Below are 22426 nucleotides of genomic sequence, written 5' to 3' on the forward strand. Positions count from 1 at the left end.
TACTATACCATATTTTAGGGAGAAAGACTATATGGTTTTTGGGAAGGAAGTAGGATCTAGAAGGCGTTTTCTTCTAGGAATATGATATAATAATAGATAATTAAGAATTCGATAAATTGGAGAGATAGTCTGAAAGATATTGTTAGTAAAAATAGACAGTTCTGACTAGCAAAAGGAAGTTTTATGGCAAAGAGAAAAGATTTTTCTGAATTAACTAGGGTTCAAATTCCAGCAGCTCTGCATCTCATGCGTATGGGCTATACCTATCTTCCTCGCAATGGGAAGGAGATTGCAGAAAGAGATCCAGATACTAATATCCTTGTATCTGTTTTTAAGGAGCAATTTTTAAAATTTAACAACTACTTGACAGAGGATGACTTTGAGAGAGAACTAGCCAATATCAAGTTGGAACTAGATCAAAACGATTTAGGACGTTCTTTCTTTAAACGTCTGCAAGGTCAGGAAGATGCTATTTATATTGACTGGGAGCATCCTGAAGACAATACCTTCCATCTGGCGCTTGAAGTTACTTGCCAAAATGGTCAGGATGAATTTCGTCCGGATATCGTTATTTTTGTCAATGGTCTGCCTCTTTCTTATATCGAAGTGAAACAGCCAAATGCGATTCGTGATGGCAAGACTGGAATTCAGTCAGAGCAGGACAGAACCAGATACCGTTTTGAAAATCGTAAGTTCCGTCGTTTTAACAATATCACCCAGTTGATATCCTTATCTGATAACTTAGCGTATATCAGTGGGCAAGGTCAGCAAAAACAGGGTTCTTATTATGGTTCAAACGCCTATTCAAAAACCAAATTTAATGCTTTCAAGGAAGAAAGAGTAGAAGATTTCCTTCATTCCCTTTCCCCTCTAACCGAGGACCAAATCGACTTTGTCCTAGAAGACATGAAGCGCTTTGCCCTCAAATCTCAGCCAGAGTTTACAACAAACCTAAACCCTGATACACCTTGCAATGCCTTTCTGTCTTCTTTGTACCAGAAGGAACGCTTGCTCTTTATGCTTCGTTTTGGTCTGGTCTATGTCGAAGAAGAGAGCAAGGACGGTCAGATGCAACTGCAGAAGCACGTCATGCGCTATCCTCAGTATTTTGCGACACGTGCTATCGAAGAAACAATCGCAAAAGGTGTCAAGAAAGGGGTTATCTGGCATACCCAAGGTTCAGGTAAGACTGCCTTGGCCTTCTTTAATATTCGCTATCTAACCAACTATTTCTCAAAAGAGGGAATCGTTCCTCAGTTTTACTTTGTCGTCGATCGTTTGGACTTGGCAGACCAAGCCTTTAAGGAATTCACCAAACGAGGCCTCAAGGTTAAGCGCATCAATAACCCACAAGAACTCAATCAAAAACAAGACAGTTATGATGTCGCTGTGGTTAATATCCAGAAGTTTAAGGATGATTCGGATCTGACAGACCGATCTGGCTATGATCTCAATCGTCAAAATATCTACTTTATCGATGAAGCCCACCGTTCTTACAATGAACGAGGTTCCTACCTGCCAAATCTCTATCAGGCTGACACCAAGGCCATTAAGATTGCCTTGACAGGAACGCCTCTCATCACCTATAAGAAAGATGGCAAGACCAAGGAAAGTCATGCGACCACGCGTGATATCTTTGGAGACTATATCCACAAATACTACTACAACCAGTCTATCGATGACGGCTTTACCCTACGCCTGATGCGAGAAGATATCGAGACCTCCTATAAGGATAATCTCAGAACCATCAACGAAGAAATCCAACGTGGCGACCTGTCCAAGGAAGATATCTTTGCCCATCCACATTACGTAGAGCCTATGTTGGACTTTATCATTGAAGACTTTAATCGTGCTCGTAATCTGATCTTTGATGACCAGACCATCGGTGGTATGATTGTCTGTGACTCGTCCAAGCAGGCGCGTGAGCTTGAAAAGCAATTAAAAGAACGACGTCAAGCTGGCTCAACCACCTTGACTTCCGCTCTCATCCTCCATGATGAGGGAGACAAGGAAGAGAAGAAGGACAAGGTAGATGCATACAAGGAAGGTAAAATTGACCTTATCATCGTCTACTCTATGCTCCTGACAGGATTTGATGCACCTCGGCTCAAGCGCCTCTATCTAGGGCGCAAGATCAAGGCTCACAATCTTTTACAGACTCTAACCCGTGTCAATCGTCCTTACAAGGACTACCTCTTTGGCTATGTCATTGACTTTGCGGATATTTCCAAGGAGTTTGACAAGACCAATCGTGCCTATCTGGAAGAACTCAATCAAGAGTATGATTCGACCCTGACTGGGGAAAATGGCGAGGATGTTTTTGGCTCGCTCTTTGTGTCAGCAGATGAGATTTCTCAAGAGTTGAGCAAGACCGAGCATATCCTCATCGACTATCCAACGGACAATCTAGAATACTTCTCCCAAGCCATCAATGATATCAAGGACAAGAAGCAGTTAATCGATCTTCGTAAGGCCTTGGAGTCTATTAAGCAGTACTACAATATCGCCCGTCTCCTCGGCTACGACCACCTGCTCCAGCAGATTGACATTGCTCAGATTGCAACCCTGCTCAATGTCCTCTCTAGACGGATGCTGACGCTATCTCTGATCGATAAACCAGATGACTTCTCTAGTCGGACTCTCTTAAATCTTGCCATGTCTGAGACTAGCTTTAGCTTTGTCAAGATTGCAGAGGAAGAGCTTCGTCTAGCAGCCAATGACTTGGAAGATTTGAAACGTCGAGTTGCAAGTGGTATTAAGAACCAGCGTGATGAAAAGGATCCTGAGTGGGTCACTCTCTACGAAGAATTCCAGCGCATCATGAAAAAACACCTGATCCATGGCCAAGAAGGCTTTACCATGGAGAATATCAAAGAAATCCAAAAAGACTATGAGGAGCTCTTTAAGTCCGTGGAGGACTATCATACTCGTATGAGACGCCTAGCTATGAACTTTAACGGAGATGAGATGGCAGCTCGTTCCTACAAGCACGTGACCAACTCGACTATGGTTAGTGAGTTTCCTGCTATTTACCATGTCATCAAGGGTTCTAAAGTTAGACTAGACCGTAAAATCGGTCAAAACCAAGGAGTACTCGATAACGAGGACTTTCTCAAGAAGATGATTCGAGAAGAAGCTCGGATTGAAATGAAAACCAACCAATCTGCAAGTAGTTTGACAAGAGAGGATTTTAATTATATCGTCGAGTCACTATTTGAAGGATATGAAGAGGAATACCAACACTAATGAATGAAACATACAAAGTCCAAGTCCAAGGCTTGGTAGATGATTTGAAAGCTGTCTTTACCCACGCGGGACTAGGAGGAGAAGCGGGTGAGTACAAACTCCTCACCCAATCCTTCCTCTACAAATTTTTAAACGACAAGTTTTTGTATCAAGCCAAGGTCCTAGATGAATCAAACACCTATGAAAACCTGCTGGATATGAGCGAGGAAGACTATGACTGGCTTTTGGAGGATATCGGTACCAGCACCGCTTGGCTCAAGCCAGACCAGTTGATCGAAACGCTTCACCGTCAGCAAAATGAGGCGACTTTTTACGAAACTTTTGAAAATACCCTCAACCAAATCGCCATTGACAATAACGATATCTTCTCGGTTCATACAGAAGGAGACACAGCCATTCGTCTCTTTGATGAACGTTTGATTACGGATACCATTTCAGATAGCAGTAAGCGTAACGAGGTGGCTAAGGCCATCATCAATCTCCTTGCACGCGTCAAGTTTGATGAGACCATCTTTTCACAAGGCTTTGACTTTTTCTCAACTCTCTTTGAGTACATGATCAAGGACTACAACAAAGATGGTGGTGGAAAGTATGCCGAGTACTACACACCTCACTCTGTAGCTAAGATTATCGCTGATATCTTAGTGGGAGAAGATAAACCTCAAAACGTGCGGATCTATGACCCGTCTGCTGGTTCGGGCACCTTGCTGATGAATCTGGCTAGTCGTATCGGTGTGGATAAGACCACTGTTTATAGTCAGGATATCTCGCAAAAATCATCCAATCTCCTCCGACTCAATCTGATCTTGAATGGACTGCAACACTCCATTCATAATATCGTACAGGGAAATACTATCATCGCTAACCGTCATCCTGAAAAGATGGACTATATCGTGTCTAACCCTCCTTTCAAGCTGGACTTTTCAGAGTGGCGTGATCAAGTGGAAACCTTGCCAGAAGCCAGTGAGCGTTTCTTTGCAGGTGTGCCAAAGGTTCCTGCCAAGTCTAAGGACAAGATGGCGATTTACGAGCTCTTTGTTCAGCATATCATCTACTCCCTGAAACCAGATGGTCAGGCAGCTGTTGTCTTGCCGACAGGCTTTATCACTGCCCAGTCAGGGATTGACAAGACCATCCGTCAACACTTGGTGGATAATCAAATGCTGGCAGGTGTCGTTTCCATGCCGTCCAATATCTTTGCGACGACAGGTACCAACGTCTCTATCCTCTTTATCGATAAGAAAAACAAGGGTGACGTCGTCCTCATCGATGCCTCAAACCTCGGAACCAAGGTCAAGGAAGGCAAGAACCAAAAGACTGTACTCTCTCCTGAGGAAGAGCAGAAGATCGTCGAGACCTTTATCAAGAAAGAAGCCGTCGAGGACTTTTCTGTCACTGTCTCTTATGAGGACATCAAGGAGAAAAACTACTCTCTCAGCGCAGGTCAATACTTTGACATCAAGATTGACTATGTGGACATCACAGCAGAAGAGTTTGAAGTTAAGATGACCGCCTTTCAAAACAAACTCTCAGACCTCTTCCAGCAATCGCATGTACTGGAGCAGGAGATTGAAGAGCAAATGAAGGGGTTGAAGTATGAGTGAGTGGAAAGAAGTAAGTTTATCAGAATTAGGGAAAACAATAACTGGGAAAACACCATCGTCTCAATATCCTGAGGATTTTGGAGATGAAGTACCTTTTATTACTCCATCCGATTCCTTTGAGAAAAAATACATAAGTAGGCCAGAAAGATACTTATCACGTTTAGGTTCAGACCGTCTAAAAGATAAAATCATTTCTTCTGATAGTATTATGGTTACTTGTATAGGCTCAGCTATGGGAAAAGTGGCAAAGAATAGTTTGCCTTCAGTTACTAATCAGCAGATAAATTCTATTATAGTTAATGAAAATTTTGATTCTGACTATATTTATTATCTTTTTAAAAATAACTATGCTGTATTTAGAAATGCTGCATCAGGTAGTACAGCAATTCCAATTCTAAATAAAACTGATTTTGATAATTTGAGATTTAAAGTTGAATTGGATTTAAACCAACAACGTAAAATGGTTTCAATACTTTCAAAAATTGATGACAAGATTGAAATCAACAACCAAATCAACCAAGAGTTGGAAGCCATGGCTAAGACCCTCTATGACTACTGGTTTGTGCAGTTTGATTTCCCAGACCAGAATGGCAAACCCTACAAATCATCCGGCGGAAAGATGGTCTATCACCCAGAACTCAAACGCGAAATCCCAGAGGGGTGGGGAGTGGATTCTTTATGGAATATAGCGAATTTTTATAATGGTCTTGCTATGCAAAAATATAGACCAGATACAAATGAGGATGATTACCTTCCTGTCATTAAAATTCGAGAAATGATGAATGGTTTCTCAAAGGATACGGAAAAAGCGAGATTAGATATTCCAACAGAAGCAATTGTAGAGAGAGGAGATATATTATTTTCTTGGTCTGCAACATTAGAGGTTATAATCTGGGGGAAAGAAAGAGGAGCTTTAAATCAACATATTTTTAAAGTTACTTCGGATACTTATCCAAAATCCTTCATCTACTTTGAATTGAAAAGCTATTTGAAGGTATTTAAAGCAATTGCTGAGTTGAGAAAAACAACTATGGGACATATTACTCAGGACCATTTAAAGCAGGCTAAGATTGTAGTTCCACCTATTGATCTTATTTCAAAATTAGATGCTAAACTACAACCCATAATGTTAAAACAGCAGATGCTAGAAAATCAAAATCAAGAACTCACCCAACTTCGCGACTGGCTCTTGCCAATGCTGATGAATGGACAGGTCAAGGTGGAGTAGGGGAATCTAAACTAAAAGAGATTTGCATGTTTGGAAAATAAATTTCTGCTAGAGTCTATACCTATTCCAACAGGTTTTATAGCTTTGTAAGAAACGACAATTGACAGGGAATCCTAACTAGTTTAATGTGGTAGAATAGATAGAATGTAAAGATTTTACTTGAAGATTTACTTAGAAAGGAAGACCATGACCCCCAACTATAAAATAACAGAAGAAATATTGAATCTCGTGCAGAAGATTTCTGAGTTGGCGACTCAGCTTTCTTTCGAAACGAGGGAATTACACCTACGCAAGGAAAATCGGATTCGCTCCATCCAGTCTTCCCTTGCCATTGAGAATAATAGTCTTTCTTTGGAGCAGGTGACTGATGTTATAGAGGGAAAAAGAGTTCTAGGCCCTCTTAAGGATATCCATGAGGTCCAAAATGCTTATGAAGCTTATGAGAAGGTTTTTCGCTTAAATCCATATAGTATAGATGATTTTTTATTAGCTCATCGATTGTTGACCCAGGATTTGGTCAAGCATCCTGGACAGTTTCGATTAGGCGATGTGGGTGTTTTTGATGGAGCAGGGAAAGTTGTTCACCTTGGAGCGAGACCCCAGTTTGTTCCTAATCTGGTATCGGATTTATTTGTTTGGGCTGAGGCCAGCCATATATCTGATATTGTCAAATCTTGCATCGTGCATTTTGAGTTAGAAATTATTCATCCCTTTGAGGATGGGAACGGTCGTATGGGTCGGATGTGGCAGAGCCTAATTTTGAGTAGATGGAATCCGTTATTTGAGTGGCTTCCTGTCGAGTCTGTTATTTACCGACATCAGTCAGGATATTATCAAGCCTTAACTGATAGTAATGAAGCTAATGATTCTACAAAATTTATCCAATTTATGCTTGATGCGATTTTAGAAACCTTGCTGGATTATAGTCAGCAAAAAATTGATAGTAAGGACAAGTCGGTTAAAGTGCTTTTGAAACCACGTGAGTTAGCTATTTTTGAAAAAATAGAGTCTTATCTTATAGAGCATTATCAGATAACAAATGCAATTGCACAAGAACTAACAGGTTTGAGTGCGGCAACTATGCGTCGTTATCTCCAACTATTTGTAAATCAAGGTTTATTAGAAAAATCAGGAACTACAAAAAACACTATTTATTCGCTCATAATTCGCTCATAATTCGCTCATTTTATAGATATAACTTTGTTTCCGTATTTCCTGGGAACTAGTAGAAGGTTAGGAGAAATATGGAAACTAACAACCAACGTGCCCTTTGTCAGCAACTCTGGGCGGAAAACAAATACCTTGTTTTGAGTCATTCCAGCAATATTTACAAGGACATTCGCCAGTATCTCAAGCAAGAAGTGGTGGAGCTGAGTCAGGTTCAAGAGATGATTGACCGTGCCTGCCAGATTCCAGAGCACAGGGGTCAGGTTTGCAATGCTTTTCAGCATATTTGGGGCTATTTCAAGAAGAAAGCAACGGAAACTGAACGCAAGGATTATATGTTTTTACTGGAGCGTTATCACTCTGGTCATGTCACCAAAGAAGAATTAATTGTTAAGACGAGAGACTTGCTTGAGCGTTACCCAAATGCTTATCTGCAACATTCTACCTTGCTGAAAGGAGACTCCCATGAGACTTTGGCATGAGGCTTTGATTTCACAACTTCCCCGTCCTCAGCTCTTGGGACAGCATCGAGAGTGTTGCGCTCTGCGTGGCAATGGCTGGGGCAGAAAGCATGCGACGGTGGACTATGTCTTTACCCACTCGCCCTATCGTCTCTATGCCTATCATCGTTTGATCATGGAGGAGATGGCTAGCCGTGGTTACAATGTCAGTCCAGAGTGGCTGGATAAGAACTACCGTGGCAAGACCTGCCCTCCTTATCAAGACTTAGCAGAGGAAAAGCTGAAAAGTCCTATCTATAGTGAGCATGACCATGCCTACTATGAGGAGTGTCTGGCTAATCTCCGTGAAAAGGGGATCAACCTATAGTCTTTTCTAATAACAAGCCATAGGTAGCTTTCAATTCAATATTTTTTTGCGCAGAACACAGCAACCTTGAAAGCTTATCAATCTTTATATACCAAAGGATTTGGGGAATCTTCTCTAAATCTTTTTTTGTCTTTTAAATCGAGATATAGTTTCAAACTATATCAAAGCCTAATTTTTTACAATTATACAGACAGTTTCTTTTCTGTTAAGATAGTTTCAACAACAATTTTTGGAGGACAAAACATGTCAACTACAATTATCGGTTTCCCTCGTTTGGGTGAATTCCGCGAATTAAAATTTACAACTGAAAAATACTTTAGAAAAGAAATCTCAGAAGAAGAACTCTTGGCTGCGGCTAAAGAATTGCGTGCTAAACACTGGAACATCGTCAAAGAAAAAGGCATCACTGAAATCCCATCAAATGACTTTTCTCACTATGACAACTTCCTAGATGCTGCTTTCCTTTTCAACGTAGTTCCTGCATCTGTTCAAAACTTGGAATTGTCTGATCTTGAACGTTACTTTGCTTTGGGACGCGGTTACCAAGGAGAAAAAGGGGATGTTCGTGCCCTTCCGATGAAGAAATGGTTCAACACTAACTACCACTACATCGTTCCTAAATTTGAAAAAGACACTCAAGTAAAATTGGCTGGTCACAAGATCTTCGATGAGTTCCAAGAAGCTAAAGAACTTGGTCTTAACACTCGTCCTGTCCTTGTAGGTCCATTCACTTTCCTTCAATTGTCAGACTATGAAGAAGGCGTGAAAGCAGAAGACTTCGTAGATAGCTTAGTAGCTGCTTACCAAGATGTTTTTGCTAAATTGGCTGAACTTGGTGCAACTCGTATCCAACTCGATGAAGCTGCTCTTGTCAAAGATTTGACAGAAGAAGAAAAAGCTCTCTTCTTGAACATCTACAACAAATTGTTGGCTGACAAAAAAGGTCTTGAAGTCTTGCTTCAAACTTACTTTGGTGACGTTCGTGACGTTTACGCTGACCTTGTGAAATTGCCAGTAGATGCGATCGGTCTTGACTTCGTTGAAGGTAAGAAAACTCTTGAACTCGTTAAAGGTGGATTCCCAGCTGACAAGACTCTCTATGCAGGTATTGTCAATGGTAAGAACATCTGGCGCAATAACTACGAAAAGAGCTTGGCTGTTCTTGAGCAAATCCCAGCTGAAAACATCGTTTTGACAAGCTCATGTTCACTTCTTCATGTGCCATTTACAACTGCTAACGAAGAATTTGAACCAGCTATCTTGAACCACTTTGCATTTGCAGTTGAAAAATTAGATGAAATCCGTGACTTGGATGCTATCCGCAACGGTCAAGGTGCAGAAGCTCTTGCAGCAAACAAAGAACTCTTTGCGGCTGAACGTGTTGGTGAAAATGCGGAACTTCGTGCTCGTATCGCAGGATTGACAGATGCAGACTACACTCGTTTGCCAGCCTTCGCAGAACGTGAAGCAATCCAAGAAGAAGCTTTCAAACTTCCATCTCTTCCAACAACAACCATCGGTTCATTCCCTCAAACTAAGGAAGTTCGTGCCAAACGTTTGGCCTTCCGTAAGGGTGAATTGTCACAAGAGGAATACGATGCCTTCCTTGCTGAAACCATCGACGAATGGATTAAATGGCAAGAAGAAGTTGGATTTGACGTGCTTGTACACGGTGAATTCGAGCGTAACGACATGGTTGAGTACTTCGGTCAAAACTTGTCAGGTTACCTCTTCTCTAAGAATGGTTGGGTACAATCATACGGTATGCGTGGGGTTAAACCACCAATCATCTGGGGTGATGTGACTCGTCTCAACCCTATCACTGTGAAATGGTCTAGCTATGCACAAAGCCGTACGGACAAGCCTGTTAAAGGGATGTTGACTGGACCTGTTACTATCCTTAACTGGTCATTCCCACGTGAAGACATCTCTATCAAGGATTCAACTCTTCAAATCGCTCTTGCTATCAAGGATGAAGTTCTTGACCTTGAAGCTGCAGGCGTGAAAATCATCCAAATCGACGAGGCTGCTCTTCGTGAGAAATTGCCACTTCGTCGTAGCGACTGGTACGAAGACTACCTTGACTGGGCTATTCCAGCCTTCCGTTTGGTACACTCAACAGTAGCACCAGACACACAAATCCACACTCACATGTGTTACTCAGAATTTACAGATATCATCCCAGCTATCGACAACTTGGATGCAGACGTTATCTCATTTGAAGCTAGCCGTTCAAACCTTGAAATCTTGGACGAACTCAAAGCGAAAAATTTCCAAACAGAAGTTGGACCTGGGGTTTACGATATCCACTCACCTCGTGTGCCTAACGAAGGCGAAATCGACCACACCATCGAAGCAATCCTTGCTAAAGTTCCAAGCAGAAAAGTTTGGATCAACCCTGACTGTGGTTTGAAAACACGTGGTATTCCAGAAACGAAAGAAAGCTTGATCCGCCTTGTAGAAGCTGCTAAAGCTGCGCGTGAGAAATTGTAAGAAAAGGACAGTTCTCCCTACACGGTTGATCAGTAAAAAATCAACTAGAAAAGGATGATGAATATGTCAGGTCAAACACCGTCACTCTCATTTGAAGTTTTCCCTCCAAACCCAGCAGTAGGCAATGAAAAAATTATTGCAGCCCTAAAAGATATGCAGGGCTTGGCACCCCACTTCATTAGTGTGACTGCTAGCAATAATAAATTTAATATCAAAGAGACGACGGTTCGTTTGGCAGACTATATCCAAAATGACTTGGAGATTCCGACCATTGCTCACTTGCCAGCTATCTATCTGACTAAGGATAAGGTAGCTGAGACCATTGCAGATTTGGATAAGGTTGGGGTTCAGAAAATCTTGGCTCTTCGTGGAGATATCATTCCGGATGTGGAGCCACAAAAAGATTTTCGTTACGCGACTGATTTGATTGAGTTTATCAAGGAACAGGCGCCACACTTTGAGATTATTGGAGCTTGTTATCCAGAAGGACATCCTGATTCGCCAAACCAAATCTCAGATATTCAAAATCTCAAGAAAAAAGTAGATGCAGGCTGTTCAAGTCTTGTCACTCAGCTTTTCTTTGACAACGAGCGTTTCTACGATTTCCAAGACAAATGTACCTTGGCTGGGATTGATGTTCCTATCCATGCTGGAATCATGCCAATCCTCAATCGTAACCAAGCTCTTCGTCTCTTGAAGACTTGCGAGAATATCCATCTCCCACGTAAATTTAAGGCTATCTTGGACAAGTATGAGAATGACCCTGAGTCACTCAGAGCAGCAGGACTTGCCTATGCCGTGGACCAAATCGTGGACTTGGTAACGCAAGACGTAGCAGGGGTACATCTCTACACTATGAACAATGCAGACACTGCTCAGTACATCCACCAAGCAACCCATGCCTTGTTCAATCACCAATCTTAAAATATTAAAAAGCAAACCATTCTTCTTTTCATAGAGGAATGGTTCCTTTTTGATAGAAAAGACCGTACTTTTTAAGAAAAATATGATAAAATAGACTCTGTACGTACTTGATACAAAGATGAGGGTATTTAGGTTGTAGAAGTTTGTTTAAAGTGGATTATTTTTAAACAAAATAAGATAATAGGTGTCTATAAAAAAAACGAAGTGAGTATTAAAAGATATTTCACGCTATAGTGGTATCCTAGAGAATAACTCTGTTATTATCTAGGACGGAATTTTTTAGACTTCAGGCTAAAAAATTAGGGATGAAATTCCGAGGGAAGTTGCTCCCGTCCGCACTATTCTAGTGAAATATCAAAAAAATTCTTAATTGAATTTTGGCCTCATTTCTTAGGAAAAAAGATAAGCTTCCTTGCACTCATCGAGTGCGGCGTCACCTTCCTATTTTTCTACAGAAATGTTCGGCAAACCGAACCGTCCAAAATATCTTGATCTTTGTAGGCAAGGCGTATAATTTTATCAATCCAAAGGGGATTACAATGACAAAACAAGTGTTTCAAACGACTTTTGCGGGTCGTGAGTTGATCGTAGAGACTGGTCAGGTTGCTAAGCAAGCAAATGGCTCTGTTGTGGTGCGTTACGGTGAGTCAACTGTCTTGACTGCTGCCGTTATGTCTAAGAAGATGGCAACTGGGGATTTCTTCCCGCTTCAAGTCAACTACGAAGAAAAAATGTATGCGGCTGGGAAATTTCCTGGTGGCTTTATGAAACGTGAAGGACGTCCTTCAACAGATGCGACTTTGACAGCGCGTTTGATTGACCGTCCAATCCGTCCAATGTTTGCGGAAGGTTTCCGTAATGAAGTGCAAGTCATCAACACTGTACTTTCTTACGATGAAAATGCATCTGCTCCAATGGCAGCTATGTTTGGTTCATCATTGGCCTTGTCTATCTCAGATATTCCATTTGACGGCCCAATCGCTGGGGTACAAGTGGGCTATGTTGATGGTCAAATCATCATCAACCCGACTCAAGAACAAGCAGAGCAATCACTTCTTGAATTGACAGTAGCAGGTACTAAGCACGCTATCAACATGGTAGAGTCTGGTGCCAAAGAATTGTCAGAAGAAATCATGTTGGAAGCTCTTCTCAAAGGACATGAAGCCGTTAAAGAATTGATTGCCTTCCAAGAAGAAATTGTTGCGGCAGTTGGTAAGGAAAAAGCAGAAGTTGAATTGCTTCATGTAGATGCTGACTTGCAAGCTGAAATCATCGCAGCCTATAACAGCGACCTTCAAAAAGCGGTCCAAGTAGAAGAAAAATTGGCTCGTGAAGCTGCAACTCAAGCAGTAAAAGACCAAGTCACAGCTGTTTACGAAGAAAAATATGCAGACCACGAAGAATTTGACCGAATCATGCGTGATGTAGCTGAAATCTTGGAACAAATGGAACACGCAGAAGTGCGCCGTTTAATCACAGAAGACAAGGTTCGTCCTGACGGTCGTAAGGTCGATGAAATCCGTCCTTTGGATGCGGTTGTTGACTTCCTTCCCCGTGTGCACGGTTCAGGTCTCTTTACTCGTGGACAAACTCAGGCTCTTTCTATCTTGACTTTGGCGCCAATGGGTGAAACACAAATCATCGATGGTCTGGATCCAGAGTACAAGAAACGCTTTATGCACCACTATAACTTCCCACAATACTCTGTAGGGGAAACAGGTCGTTACGGTGCGCCTGGTCGTCGTGAAATTGGTCACGGTGCTCTTGGTGAGCGTGCTCTTGCTCAAGTATTGCCTAGCTTGGAAGAATTCCCATACGCTATCCGTCTAGTAGCAGAAGTCTTGGAATCAAACGGTTCTTCATCTCAAGCCTCTATCTGTGCCGGAACACTTGCCCTTATGGCTGGTGGTGTGCCAATCAAGGCACCAGTAGCAGGGATTGCTATGGGACTTATCTCAGATGGAAACAACTACACAGTATTGACAGATATCCAAGGTTTGGAAGACCACTTTGGAGATATGGACTTCAAGGTTGCAGGTACTCGCGATGGTATTACAGCCCTTCAGATGGATATCAAGATCCAAGGGATTACTGCTGAAATCTTGACGGAAGCTCTTGCTCAAGCCAAGAAAGCTCGTTTTGAAATCCTTGATGTGATCGAAGCTACTATTCCTGAAGTTCGTCCAGAATTGGCTCCAACAGCTCCGAAAATTGATACCATCAAAATTGATGTGGACAAGATTAAGATTGTCATCGGTAAGGGTGGAGAAACCATCGATAAGATCATCGCTGAAACAGGCGTTAAGATTGATATCGACGAAGAAGGTAACGTATCTATCTACTCTAGCGACCAAGATGCTATCAACCGTGCTAAAGAAATCATTGCTGGTTTGGTTCGTGAAGCCAAAGTGGACGAAGTCTACCATGCCAAAGTTGTTCGTATCGAGAAATTTGGTGCCTTTGTCAACCTCTTTGACAAGACAGATGCCCTCGTTCACATCTCTGAAATGGCTTGGACTCGTACTAACAATGTAGAAGATTTAGTTCAAATTGGTGATTTTGTAGATGTGAAGGTTATTAAGATCGATGAAAAAGGTCGTGTAGATGCTTCTATGAAGGCACTCTTGCCACGTCCGCCAAAACCTGAACGTTCAGAAGAAAAAGGGGATAAAGGTCATCGTCATGGCGATCGTCCTCGTCACCACCACAAGGACCACAAACCTAAGAAAGAAACTACAGAAACACCAAAAGACTCAGAATAAGAAAGGAGAAATGTATGGGATGGTGGCGTGAAACCATTGATATCGTAAAAGAAAATGATCCAGCGGCTCGCACTACATTGGAAGTCTTGCTGACCTATCCGGGTGTCAAAGCCTTGGCTGCTCACCGTCTCTCTCATTTTCTCTGGAAACATGGCTTTAAGCTTTTAGCTCGTATGCACAGCCAGTTTTGGCGTTTTTGGACACAGATAGAGATTCACCCTGGAGCTCAGATTGAATCAGGTGTCTTTATTGACCATGGGGCAGGACTTGTGATTGGGGAGACAGCTATCGTTGAAAAAGGTGTTCTTCTCTACCATGGGGTTACTCTTGGTGGGACAGGTAAGGATAGTGGCAAACGCCATCCGACTGTTCGTAAAGGAGCGCTCATTTCTGCTCATGCCCAAGTCATCGGACCTGTAGAAATCGGTGAAAATGCCAAAGTCGGTGCTGCAGCGGTCGTTGTGGCAGATGTTCCTAGCGATGTAACGGTTGTCGGTATTCCTGCTAAAATTGTTCGTGTTCACGGGCAAAAGGATGAACCAACCATTCACGAAGTCGAAGAAAAACGCGAATACTACGTCAATAAACTTGAACATGCTAGAGAAGCCAGCCACAGGTCGTCTGGTTTGTAGAGAGTAGTAATGCTTTAGGTAGGAGGTTAGGTAAATGCTATTAGAAGAATTCGAAAATGTACCTGCTGTTATCGAACCAACTGATCGAAGCCTCCTTAGTGGTGGAGAAATCTGTGATACGATTATTTTATCTTTTAATGGAGAAATCGTTGAACGAGTAAAGCAGTTTGAAGATGTTTACGAAGGTGGCTATCTAACCAATCTAAATGGTAGATTTCCATGGTATATCTATGAAAAAGATGGGAGTAAGGTAGCAGTTGCTATTGCTACGATTGGAGCCCCGATGGTTGTTGGACTCTTAGAAGAACTCAAAGCAAGAGGATTTAAGAACTTTATTGTTTTGGGTTCTTGCGGAGTTCTAGATCAGTCTATTCATGCAGATAAGATTATCCTACCAAGTTCAGCTCTACGTGATGAAGGTACAAGTTACCATTACGCTCCTGCAAGTGATGAAATAGCTTATGATGAAACTCTACTCCTAACCATAGAAGAAGCTTTAAACAAATCTGATATTGAGCACATTCGAACAAAGGCTTGGACCACAGATGCTTTCTATCGTGAAACAGCTGATAAGGTCAAACGAAGACTAGCAGCAGGTGCGACTGTTGTAGATATGGAAGCCTCAGCAATCATGGCTTGGGCACAATTTCGACAAGCAAAAGTTTATCAATTTTTTTATACAGCTGATTATGTTGACCATCATAATCATGAGTGGGATGCAAGATACGAAGAAAGAAAAGCAGATGCTATGACTTTCTTTGAGATAGCATTAGTCATTGCTAGAGAGTTGGATTGAAACGACTCTTTACGATAAACAAGACACAGAAAGGAGTCAGTGAGTGATTAAAATCTATGACACCATGTCTCGTGATTTGCGAGATTTTGTCCCAATCGAGGACGGCAAGGTTAAGATGTATGTCTGTGGGCCAACTGTATACAATTATATCCACGTGGGGAATGCCCGTTCGACAGTAGCCTTCGATACCATTCGTCGCTACTTTGAGTACCGTAGCTATGAGGTTGCCTATATTTCTAACTTCACGGATGTGGATGATAAGATTATCAACCGTGCTAAGGAAGAAGGCATCACACCTCAAGAAGTAGCGGATAAGTACATCGCTGCCTTCCGTGAAGACGTGACGGCTCTTGGTGTTAAGCCTGCGACTCGTCATCCTCGTGTAGTCGAGTTTATGGCTGATATCATCCGCTTTGTCTCTGACTTGATTGAAAAAGGCTATGCCTATGAGAGTCAAGGGGATGTTTACTTCCGTGTGGAAAAATCCCACAACTATGCTAAGTTAGCCAATAAAACCCTAGAAGACTTGGAGCTAGGAGCTTCAGGTCGGACAGACGAAGAAACAGCTCGCAAGGAAAATCCGGTAGATTTTGCTCTTTGGAAAGCTGCCAAACCAGGTGAGATTTCTTGGGATAGCCCTTGGGGACCTGGACGTCCAGGCTGGCATATCGAATGTTCGGTTATGTCAACGGAGATTTTAGGCGATACCATCGATATTCACGGTGGTGGAGCTGACCTTGAGTTTCCACACCATACCAACGAAATTGCCCAGTCAGAAGCCAAGACAGGTAAAACCTTTGCTAACTACTGGATGCACAATGGTTTTGTCAATATTGACAATGTCAAGATGTCTAAGTCTTTGGGAAATTTCATCACAGTACATGATGCCCTCAAGACCATTGATGGCCAAGTGCTTCGTTTCTTCTTTGCGACTCAACACTACCGCAAACCGATCAACTTTACGGAAAAAGCTGTGCGTGATGCTGAGACCAATCTCAAGTATCTCAAGAACACTTATGAGCAACCATTTACTGGAACTGTAGATGCGGGGGAATTGCAAGCTTTTAAAGATAAGTTCGTAGCTGTTATGGATGAGGATTTCAATACAGCAAATGGTATCACAGTCGTCTTTGAAATGGCCAAGTGGATCAACTCAGGTAACTATGATGCAGCGGTTAAGGAAGCACTTGCGGCTATGTTAGAGGTCTTTGGTATTGTCTTTGTTGAGGAAGTTTTGGATGAAGAGATTGAAGTTTTGATTCAAAAACGCCAAGAAGCGCGTGCCAATCGTGATTTTGCGACAGCTGACCAAATCCGTGACCAACTGGCTGCTCAAGGGATTAAGCTACTGGATACCAAGGATGGAGTGAGGTGGACACGTGATTGATGTCAATCTCATTAACGGGATTGCGCTAGCCTTTGAAGGAGATGCGGTGTACTCTATGTATATTCGCCGTCACCTCATCCTCAAAGGTATGACCAAGCCCAATAAACTCCACCAAGAGGCAACCAAGTATGTGTCAGCCAAGGCTCAGGCACGCTTGATTTCCCTTATGTTAGAAGAAGAAGTCCTAACGGAAAAGGAAGAAGAAATCTATAAACGTGGTCGCAATACCAATAGCCATACCAAGGCAAAGAACGCAGATGTAGTGACCTACCGTATGTCTACAGGTTTTGAAGCGGTCATGGGTTATCTTCATATGACAGAAAATGTGGAGCGCCTAGAAACTTTGATCTCTTGGTGTATCCAAAAAGTGGAGGGCTAGGAATGATTGCAAAAGAATTACTAGACTGGTTTCCACAAGCTCAAATCGTAGACCAGCCAATTGATAAGGAAGGTTTTCTTACGCTACCAGTTTCCTCGCAACAGTGGATTTTACTGGAGGAAGTTGGACTAAGTGAACGTGAGAAACAGTTGGTAGCTCTCTTAACCCAGCAGGAACAAACGATCTCGCTCAATCCTTGGTATAGTTATTTGATTGAGGGCAAGGGACAAGCACCGCAAAGTTTTAAAAAGCTACAAGTTGTCTATTGTCACCTTTCCTATTACCAACAGGAAAACTTGACTTCTTGGTTGGATATGATGAGAACCCTCTTTCCTAATTGCGAGACAGTGCTTCAGGTGGGGGCTCAGGATTACCTATTTGTTCTCCAACAGGACAAATACACTTCTGTTCGCTCTATCTTAATGGATACCTTGGAAGCAGTAGAGTATGACTTTGGGGTTCGTCTGTCCATTATGCTGGGGCAGGTTTGGTCGCAATCAGGAAATCAAAGTTTGACAGATCTCATCAAAGCAGAACGTGACTTGTTCAAAAATTGGTGGCGTCAAGGTCATCAAGGATTCCATACATTTTCTCAGCTCTACCTTTGGAGCATGGGTGAAAAAATGGTGGATCTCGGAATGATAAAAGATTATCTACACCAGATGATTTTGGATCAGGATCAAATTCAGGAAATCATTCTCTCCTTATGGGAAAATAGTGCAGTTCTAACTAAAACAGCTCAGCAACTCTATTTGCACCGCAATTCTCTCCAATACAAGATTGATAAATGGGAAGAATTGACAGGGATTCAGTTGAAAGAATTGACAGATTTGACCTTGTGTTATCAATTGATTTTACCAGATATTATTTAAAGTTTTGTGCAAGTTGCACAGAACTTTTTTATTTTTTTGGTCACCTTGCCATAGAAATGTAAAGCGTTTTCATTTATAATAAAACTATCAAAAATTAAAGGAGTTCACCGAAATGGTAGAATTAAATCTTAAAAACATTTACAAAAAATATCCAAACAGCGAACACTACTCAGTTGAAGACTTCAACTTGGACATCAAAGACAAAGAATTTATCGTTTTCGTAGGACCTTCAGGATGTGGTAAATCAACTACTCTCCGTATGATTGCAGGTCTTGAAGACATCACAGAAGGTACTGCATCTATCGATGGCGTTGTTGTCAATGACGTAGCTCCAAAAGACCGTGACATCGCCATGGTATTCCAAAACTACGCTCTTTACCCACACATGACTGTATACGATAACATGGCTTTCGGTTTGAAATTGCGTAAATACAGCAAAGAAGACATCGACAAACGTGTACAAGAAGCAGCAGAAATTCTTGGTTTGAAAGAATTCTTGGATCGTAAACCAGCTGACCTTTCAGGTGGACAACGTCAACGTGTTGCCATGGGTCGTGCGATTGTCCGTGATGCTAAGGTATTCTTGATGGACGAACCTTTGTCAAACTTGGATGCAAAACTTCGTGTATCTATGCGTGCTGAAATCGCTAAAATCCACCGTCGTATCGGAGCTACAACTATCTACGTAACTCACGACCAAACAGAAGCGATGACACTTGCAGATCGTATCGTTATCATGTCAGCTACTAAAAACCCTGCTGGTACTGGTACTATCGGACGTGTTGAACAAATCGGTACTCCTCAAGAAGTTTACAAAAACCCAGTTAACAAATTCGTAGCAGGATTCATCGGAAGCCCAGCTATGAACTTCATCAACGTAAAATTGATCGGTGACCACATCGTTGGTGACGCCTTTAACTTGAAAGTTCCAGAAGGTGCTTTGAAAGTTCTTCGCGATAAAGGTTACGAAGGTAAAGAATTGATCTTCGGTATCCGTCCAGAAGACGTGAACGCAGAACCTGCTTTCCTTGAAACATTCCCAGAATCAGTTGTGAAAGCAACTATCTCTGTATCAGAATTGCTTGGTTCAGAATCTCACCTATACTGCCAAGTTGGTAAAGATGAATTCGTTGCTAAGGTTGACGCACGTGACTACTTGCAAGCTGGAGCAACTGTGGAACTTGGATTTGACTTGAACAAAGCTCACTTCTTCGATGTAGAAACTGAGAAGACAGTTTACTAAGATAGATTTGAATAAAACAACACTACTAGAGTTTTTCTAGTAGTGTTTTTTATAAAGTTTAGAAACTCGGATAGAAGGAGACTTTACTAGTTTTCTTATTCACTAAAAAGTGTTAAAATGGTAGGAAGAACTGGAGAGTATGCATGCCAAAAGAAGTAATTTATTCTGGCGATGAAGTCGTCGCTTTAACGCAAAAATATTTATCGAAAGAAGATGTGGCTTTTGTCCATAAGGCCTTGGTTTATGCTGTAGAATGCCATTGTGGTCAATGTCGTAAATCTGGCGAACCCTACATTATCCATCCTATTCAGGTAGCAGGTATTTTGGCTAAGCTCAAGCTAGACGCTGTCACTGTTGCTTGTGGTTTTTTGCATGACGTGGTAGAAGACACAGATGCTACTTTGGATGACTTAGAGCGCGAGTTTGGTCATGATGTTCGAGTGATTGTAGACGGTGTTACCAAGCTTGGTAAGGTCGAATACAAGTCTATCGAGGAGCAGCTAGCTGAAAACCACCGCAAGATGCTCATGGCTATGTCAGAGGATATCCGTGTTATCTTGGTCAAACTGTCTGACCGATTGCATAACATGAGAACCCTTAATCACCTTCGTAAAGATAAGCAGGAACGAATTTCCAGAGAAACCATGGAAATCTACGCACCACTTGCTCACCGTCTGGGGATTTCAAGTGTTAAGTGGGAACTAGAGGATCTTTCCTTCCGTTACCTCAATCCGACAGAGTTTTACAAGATAACTCATATGATGAAGGAGAAACGTCAAGAACGTGAAGCCTTGGTCGATGAAGTTGTGACGAAGCTTGAGGAGTATTCATCTGAGCGCAATCTTACAGGAAAAATCTATGGCCGTCCTAAGCATATCTACTCTATTTACCGTAAAATGCAGGACAAGAAAAAACGCTTTGAGGAAATCTATGACCTGATTGCCATTCGCTGTATCCTAGATACTCAGAGTGATGTCTATGCCATGTTGGGTTACGTTCATGAGCTATGGAAACCAATGCCAGGACGTTTCAAGGATTATATTGCCAATCGTAAGGCCAATGGTTACCAGTCTATCCATACGACTGTTTATGGACCAAAAGGACCGATCGAGTTCCAGATCCGTACCAAGGAAATGCACGAGGTTGCTGAGTACGGGGTTGCGGCTCACTGGGCCTACAAAAAAGGAATGAAAGGCCAAGTTAATAGCAAGGAATCTGCGATTGGGATGAACTGGATCAAGGAGATGATGGAGCTCCAAGACCAGGCGGATGATGCCAAGGAATTTGTAGATACGGTCAAAGAAAACTATCTGGCAGAAGAGATTTATGTCTTTACTCCAGATGGAGCGGTTCGTTCTCTTCCAAAGGATTCTGGACCTATTGACTTTGCCTATGAGATTCATACCAAGATTGGAGAAAAAGCGACTGGTGCCAAGGTCAATGGTCGTATGGTACCTTTGACTACCAAGTTGAAAACGGGTGACCAGGTTGAAATCATCACCAATCCAAATTCATTTGGACCAAGCCGTGACTGGCTCAATATGGTTAAGACCAGCAAGGCCCGTAACAAAATTCGTCAGTTCTTTAAAAACCAGGATAAAGAATTATCCATCAATAAAGGCCGTGAAATGCTGATTAGTCAGCTCCAAGAAAACGGCTATGTGGCCAATAAATTTATGGACAAGCGCCACATGGATGAAGTTCTTCAAAAAACCAGCTACAAGACAGAAGAAGCTCTCTTTGCAGCCATTGGTTTTGGAGAAATCGGAGCCATTACCGTCTTCAACCGTTTGACGGAAAAAGAACGTCGTGAAGAAGAGCGTGCCAAGGCTAAGGCAGAAGCTGAAGAACTGGTCAAGGGTGGCGAAGTCAAAGTAGAGAACAAGGACACGCTTAAGGTGAAGCATGAGGGTGGAGTTGTCATCCAAGGTGCTTCGGGGCTCTTGGTTCGGATTGCCAAATGTTGTAACCCTGTTCCAGGTGATGATATCGTTGGTTATATTACCAAGGGTCGAGGAGTTGCCATCCACCGTGTGGACTGTATGAACCTTCGTTCACAGGAAAACTATGAGCAACGTCTGCTAGATGTTGAATGGGAAGACCAATTCTCAACCAAGGAATATATGGCTCATATCGATATCTATGGACTCAACCGTTCTGGTCTTTTGAATGATATCTTGCAAGTCCTATCAAACACAACTAAGAATATCTCGTCAGTTAATGCCCAACCGACCAAGGATATGAAATTTGCCAATATCCATGTATCCTTTGGAATTTCTAACCTTTCAATGTTGACAACTGTGGTTGATAAGATTAAGAGTGTACCAGAAGTCTACTCAGTCAAACGGACCAATGGTTAAGTATGTTCGATACAGTCAGAAAGGATTTCTATGAAAATCATCGTTCAGCGAGTCAAGGAAGCTTATGTCTCAATTGATGGGCAGATGCATGGTCAAATCAAGCAGGGGCTCTTGCTCTTAGTGGGTGTTGGACCTGAGGATCAGCCGGAAGATTTGGATTATGCAGTGAGAAAACTTGTCAATATGCGAATCTTTTCAGATACTGAAGGCAAGATGAACCTATCTGTTAAGGATATCCAAGGAGAAATTCTCTCCATCTCTCAATTCACTCTGTTTGCTGATACCAAAAAAGGCAATCGTCCAGCCTTTACAGGCGCCGCTAAACCAGATATGGCTGAGGCCTTCTATCAAAATTTTAACCAGGAACTAGCCAAAGAGGTTCCCGTTGAAACAGGTGTCTTCGGAGCAGATATGCAGGTAGAACTGGTCAATGATGGGCCGGTAACTATCATCCTTGATACAAAAAATAAATAAGAAAAACCATGCTTGTTAGCTTGGTTTTTTT

Annotated in this window: 17 protein-coding genes; all 17 read left to right on the forward strand. The window is 42.1% G+C overall.

Translation table 11 applies throughout. From position 1 onward, the window contains the following. Positions 1-183 precede the first annotated feature (183 nt). The 17 genes from HMPREF1481_RS02515 (at position 184) to dtd (ending at position 22395) form a co-directional block, all read left to right on the forward strand. Positions 184-3246 carry a DEAD/DEAH box helicase family protein gene (locus tag HMPREF1481_RS02515; protein WP_016465529.1) on the forward strand — a complete coding sequence of 1021 codons (3063 nt, stop codon included), beginning with the start codon at positions 184-186 and terminating at the stop codon, positions 3244-3246. Beyond that, complete coding sequence (locus tag HMPREF1481_RS02520; protein WP_016465530.1) at positions 3246-4850, forward strand: HsdM family class I SAM-dependent methyltransferase; 1605 nt, start codon at positions 3246-3248, stop codon at positions 4848-4850. Before HMPREF1481_RS02515 ends, HMPREF1481_RS02520 begins: the two co-directional genes overlap by 1 nt. Then, positions 4843-6078 carry a restriction endonuclease subunit S gene (locus HMPREF1481_RS10610; RefSeq protein WP_016465531.1) on the forward strand — a complete coding sequence of 412 codons (1236 nt, stop codon included), beginning with the start codon at positions 4843-4845 and terminating at the stop codon, positions 6076-6078. Before HMPREF1481_RS02520 ends, HMPREF1481_RS10610 begins: the two co-directional genes overlap by 8 nt. A gap of 186 nt (positions 6079-6264) precedes the next feature. Then, positions 6265-7254, forward strand: coding sequence for a Fic family protein (locus HMPREF1481_RS02530; RefSeq protein ID WP_016465532.1), 990 nt, complete (start codon positions 6265-6267; stop codon positions 7252-7254). A gap of 68 nt (positions 7255-7322) precedes the next feature. Further along, on the forward strand, positions 7323-7727 hold the full coding sequence (locus HMPREF1481_RS02535; RefSeq protein ID WP_016465533.1) for a YbgA family protein: 405 nt from the start codon (positions 7323-7325) through the stop codon (positions 7725-7727). Further along, complete coding sequence (locus HMPREF1481_RS02540; RefSeq protein ID WP_016465534.1) at positions 7711-8073, forward strand: TIGR02328 family protein; 363 nt, start codon at positions 7711-7713, stop codon at positions 8071-8073. Before HMPREF1481_RS02535 ends, HMPREF1481_RS02540 begins: the two co-directional genes overlap by 17 nt. A gap of 243 nt (positions 8074-8316) precedes the next feature. Then, positions 8317-10566 carry a 5-methyltetrahydropteroyltriglutamate--homocysteine S-methyltransferase gene (metE, locus tag HMPREF1481_RS02545; protein ID WP_016465535.1) on the forward strand — a complete coding sequence of 750 codons (2250 nt, stop codon included), beginning with the start codon at positions 8317-8319 and terminating at the stop codon, positions 10564-10566. Positions 10567-10629: 63 nt separating this feature from the next. After that, positions 10630-11490, forward strand: a complete 861-nt coding sequence (metF, locus tag HMPREF1481_RS02550) for a methylenetetrahydrofolate reductase [NAD(P)H] (protein ID WP_016465536.1) — start codon at positions 10630-10632, stop codon at positions 11488-11490. 539 nt (positions 11491-12029) lie between these two features. Then, positions 12030-14252: a polyribonucleotide nucleotidyltransferase gene (pnp, locus tag HMPREF1481_RS02555; protein WP_016465537.1), complete on the forward strand. Its 2223-nt coding sequence runs from the start codon at positions 12030-12032 to the stop codon at positions 14250-14252. A gap of 14 nt (positions 14253-14266) precedes the next feature. Next, on the forward strand, positions 14267-14884 hold the full coding sequence (gene cysE, locus HMPREF1481_RS02560) for a serine O-acetyltransferase (RefSeq protein ID WP_004251281.1): 618 nt from the start codon (positions 14267-14269) through the stop codon (positions 14882-14884). Positions 14885-14918: 34 nt separating this feature from the next. Then, entirely contained in the window at positions 14919-15680 is a 762-nt protein-coding gene (locus tag HMPREF1481_RS02565) for a nucleoside phosphorylase (protein ID WP_016465538.1), read from the forward strand. A gap of 43 nt (positions 15681-15723) precedes the next feature. Beyond that, positions 15724-17067, forward strand: coding sequence for a cysteine--tRNA ligase (gene cysS / locus HMPREF1481_RS02570; protein WP_016465539.1), 1344 nt, complete (start codon positions 15724-15726; stop codon positions 17065-17067). Continuing rightward, entirely contained in the window at positions 17060-17446 is a 387-nt protein-coding gene (locus HMPREF1481_RS02575) for a Mini-ribonuclease 3 (RefSeq protein WP_004251273.1), read from the forward strand. Before cysS ends, HMPREF1481_RS02575 begins: the two co-directional genes overlap by 8 nt. Before the next feature lie 2 nt (positions 17447-17448). Continuing rightward, complete coding sequence (locus tag HMPREF1481_RS02580; RefSeq protein WP_016465540.1) at positions 17449-18318, forward strand: helix-turn-helix domain-containing protein; 870 nt, start codon at positions 17449-17451, stop codon at positions 18316-18318. Between the two features lie 112 nt (positions 18319-18430). Next, positions 18431-19561: an ABC transporter ATP-binding protein gene (locus HMPREF1481_RS02585; protein ID WP_004251267.1), complete on the forward strand. Its 1131-nt coding sequence runs from the start codon at positions 18431-18433 to the stop codon at positions 19559-19561. Positions 19562-19704: 143 nt separating this feature from the next. After that, on the forward strand, positions 19705-21921 hold the full coding sequence (locus HMPREF1481_RS02590; protein WP_016465541.1) for a RelA/SpoT family protein: 2217 nt from the start codon (positions 19705-19707) through the stop codon (positions 21919-21921). A 30-nt stretch (positions 21922-21951) separates the two neighbouring features. Next, entirely contained in the window at positions 21952-22395 is a 444-nt protein-coding gene (gene dtd, locus HMPREF1481_RS02595) for a D-aminoacyl-tRNA deacylase (protein WP_016465542.1), read from the forward strand. Positions 22396-22426 lie beyond the last annotated feature (31 nt).

This window comes from Streptococcus sp. HPH0090, assembly GCF_000411475.1.
In the GTDB taxonomy this organism is placed as follows: Bacteria; Bacillota; Bacilli; order Lactobacillales; family Streptococcaceae; genus Streptococcus.

Excerpts from the sequence above, each read along its gene's own strand:
- HMPREF1481_RS02515 (WP_016465529.1), top strand. The coding sequence starts at position 184 with ATGGCAAAGAGAAAAGATTTTTCTGAATTAACTAGGGTTCAAATTCCA.
- HMPREF1481_RS02520 (WP_016465530.1), top strand. The coding sequence starts at position 3,246 with ATGAATGAAACATACAAAGTCCAAGTCCAAGGCTTGGTAGATGATTTG.
- HMPREF1481_RS10610 (WP_016465531.1), top strand. The coding sequence starts at position 4,843 with ATGAGTGAGTGGAAAGAAGTAAGTTTATCAGAATTAGGGAAAACAATA.
- HMPREF1481_RS02530 (WP_016465532.1), top strand. The coding sequence starts at position 6,265 with ATGACCCCCAACTATAAAATAACAGAAGAAATATTGAATCTCGTGCAG.
- HMPREF1481_RS02535 (WP_016465533.1), top strand. The coding sequence starts at position 7,323 with ATGGAAACTAACAACCAACGTGCCCTTTGTCAGCAACTCTGGGCGGAA.
- HMPREF1481_RS02540 (WP_016465534.1), top strand. The coding sequence starts at position 7,711 with ATGAGACTTTGGCATGAGGCTTTGATTTCACAACTTCCCCGTCCTCAG.
- metE (WP_016465535.1), top strand. The coding sequence starts at position 8,317 with ATGTCAACTACAATTATCGGTTTCCCTCGTTTGGGTGAATTCCGCGAA.
- metF (WP_016465536.1), top strand. The coding sequence starts at position 10,630 with ATGTCAGGTCAAACACCGTCACTCTCATTTGAAGTTTTCCCTCCAAAC.
- pnp (WP_016465537.1), top strand. The coding sequence starts at position 12,030 with ATGACAAAACAAGTGTTTCAAACGACTTTTGCGGGTCGTGAGTTGATC.
- cysE (WP_004251281.1), top strand. The coding sequence starts at position 14,267 with ATGGGATGGTGGCGTGAAACCATTGATATCGTAAAAGAAAATGATCCA.
- HMPREF1481_RS02565 (WP_016465538.1), top strand. The coding sequence starts at position 14,919 with ATGCTATTAGAAGAATTCGAAAATGTACCTGCTGTTATCGAACCAACT.
- HMPREF1481_RS02580 (WP_016465540.1), top strand. The coding sequence starts at position 17,449 with ATGATTGCAAAAGAATTACTAGACTGGTTTCCACAAGCTCAAATCGTA.
- HMPREF1481_RS02585 (WP_004251267.1), top strand. The coding sequence starts at position 18,431 with ATGGTAGAATTAAATCTTAAAAACATTTACAAAAAATATCCAAACAGC.
- HMPREF1481_RS02590 (WP_016465541.1), top strand. The coding sequence starts at position 19,705 with ATGCCAAAAGAAGTAATTTATTCTGGCGATGAAGTCGTCGCTTTAACG.
- dtd (WP_016465542.1), top strand. The coding sequence starts at position 21,952 with ATGAAAATCATCGTTCAGCGAGTCAAGGAAGCTTATGTCTCAATTGAT.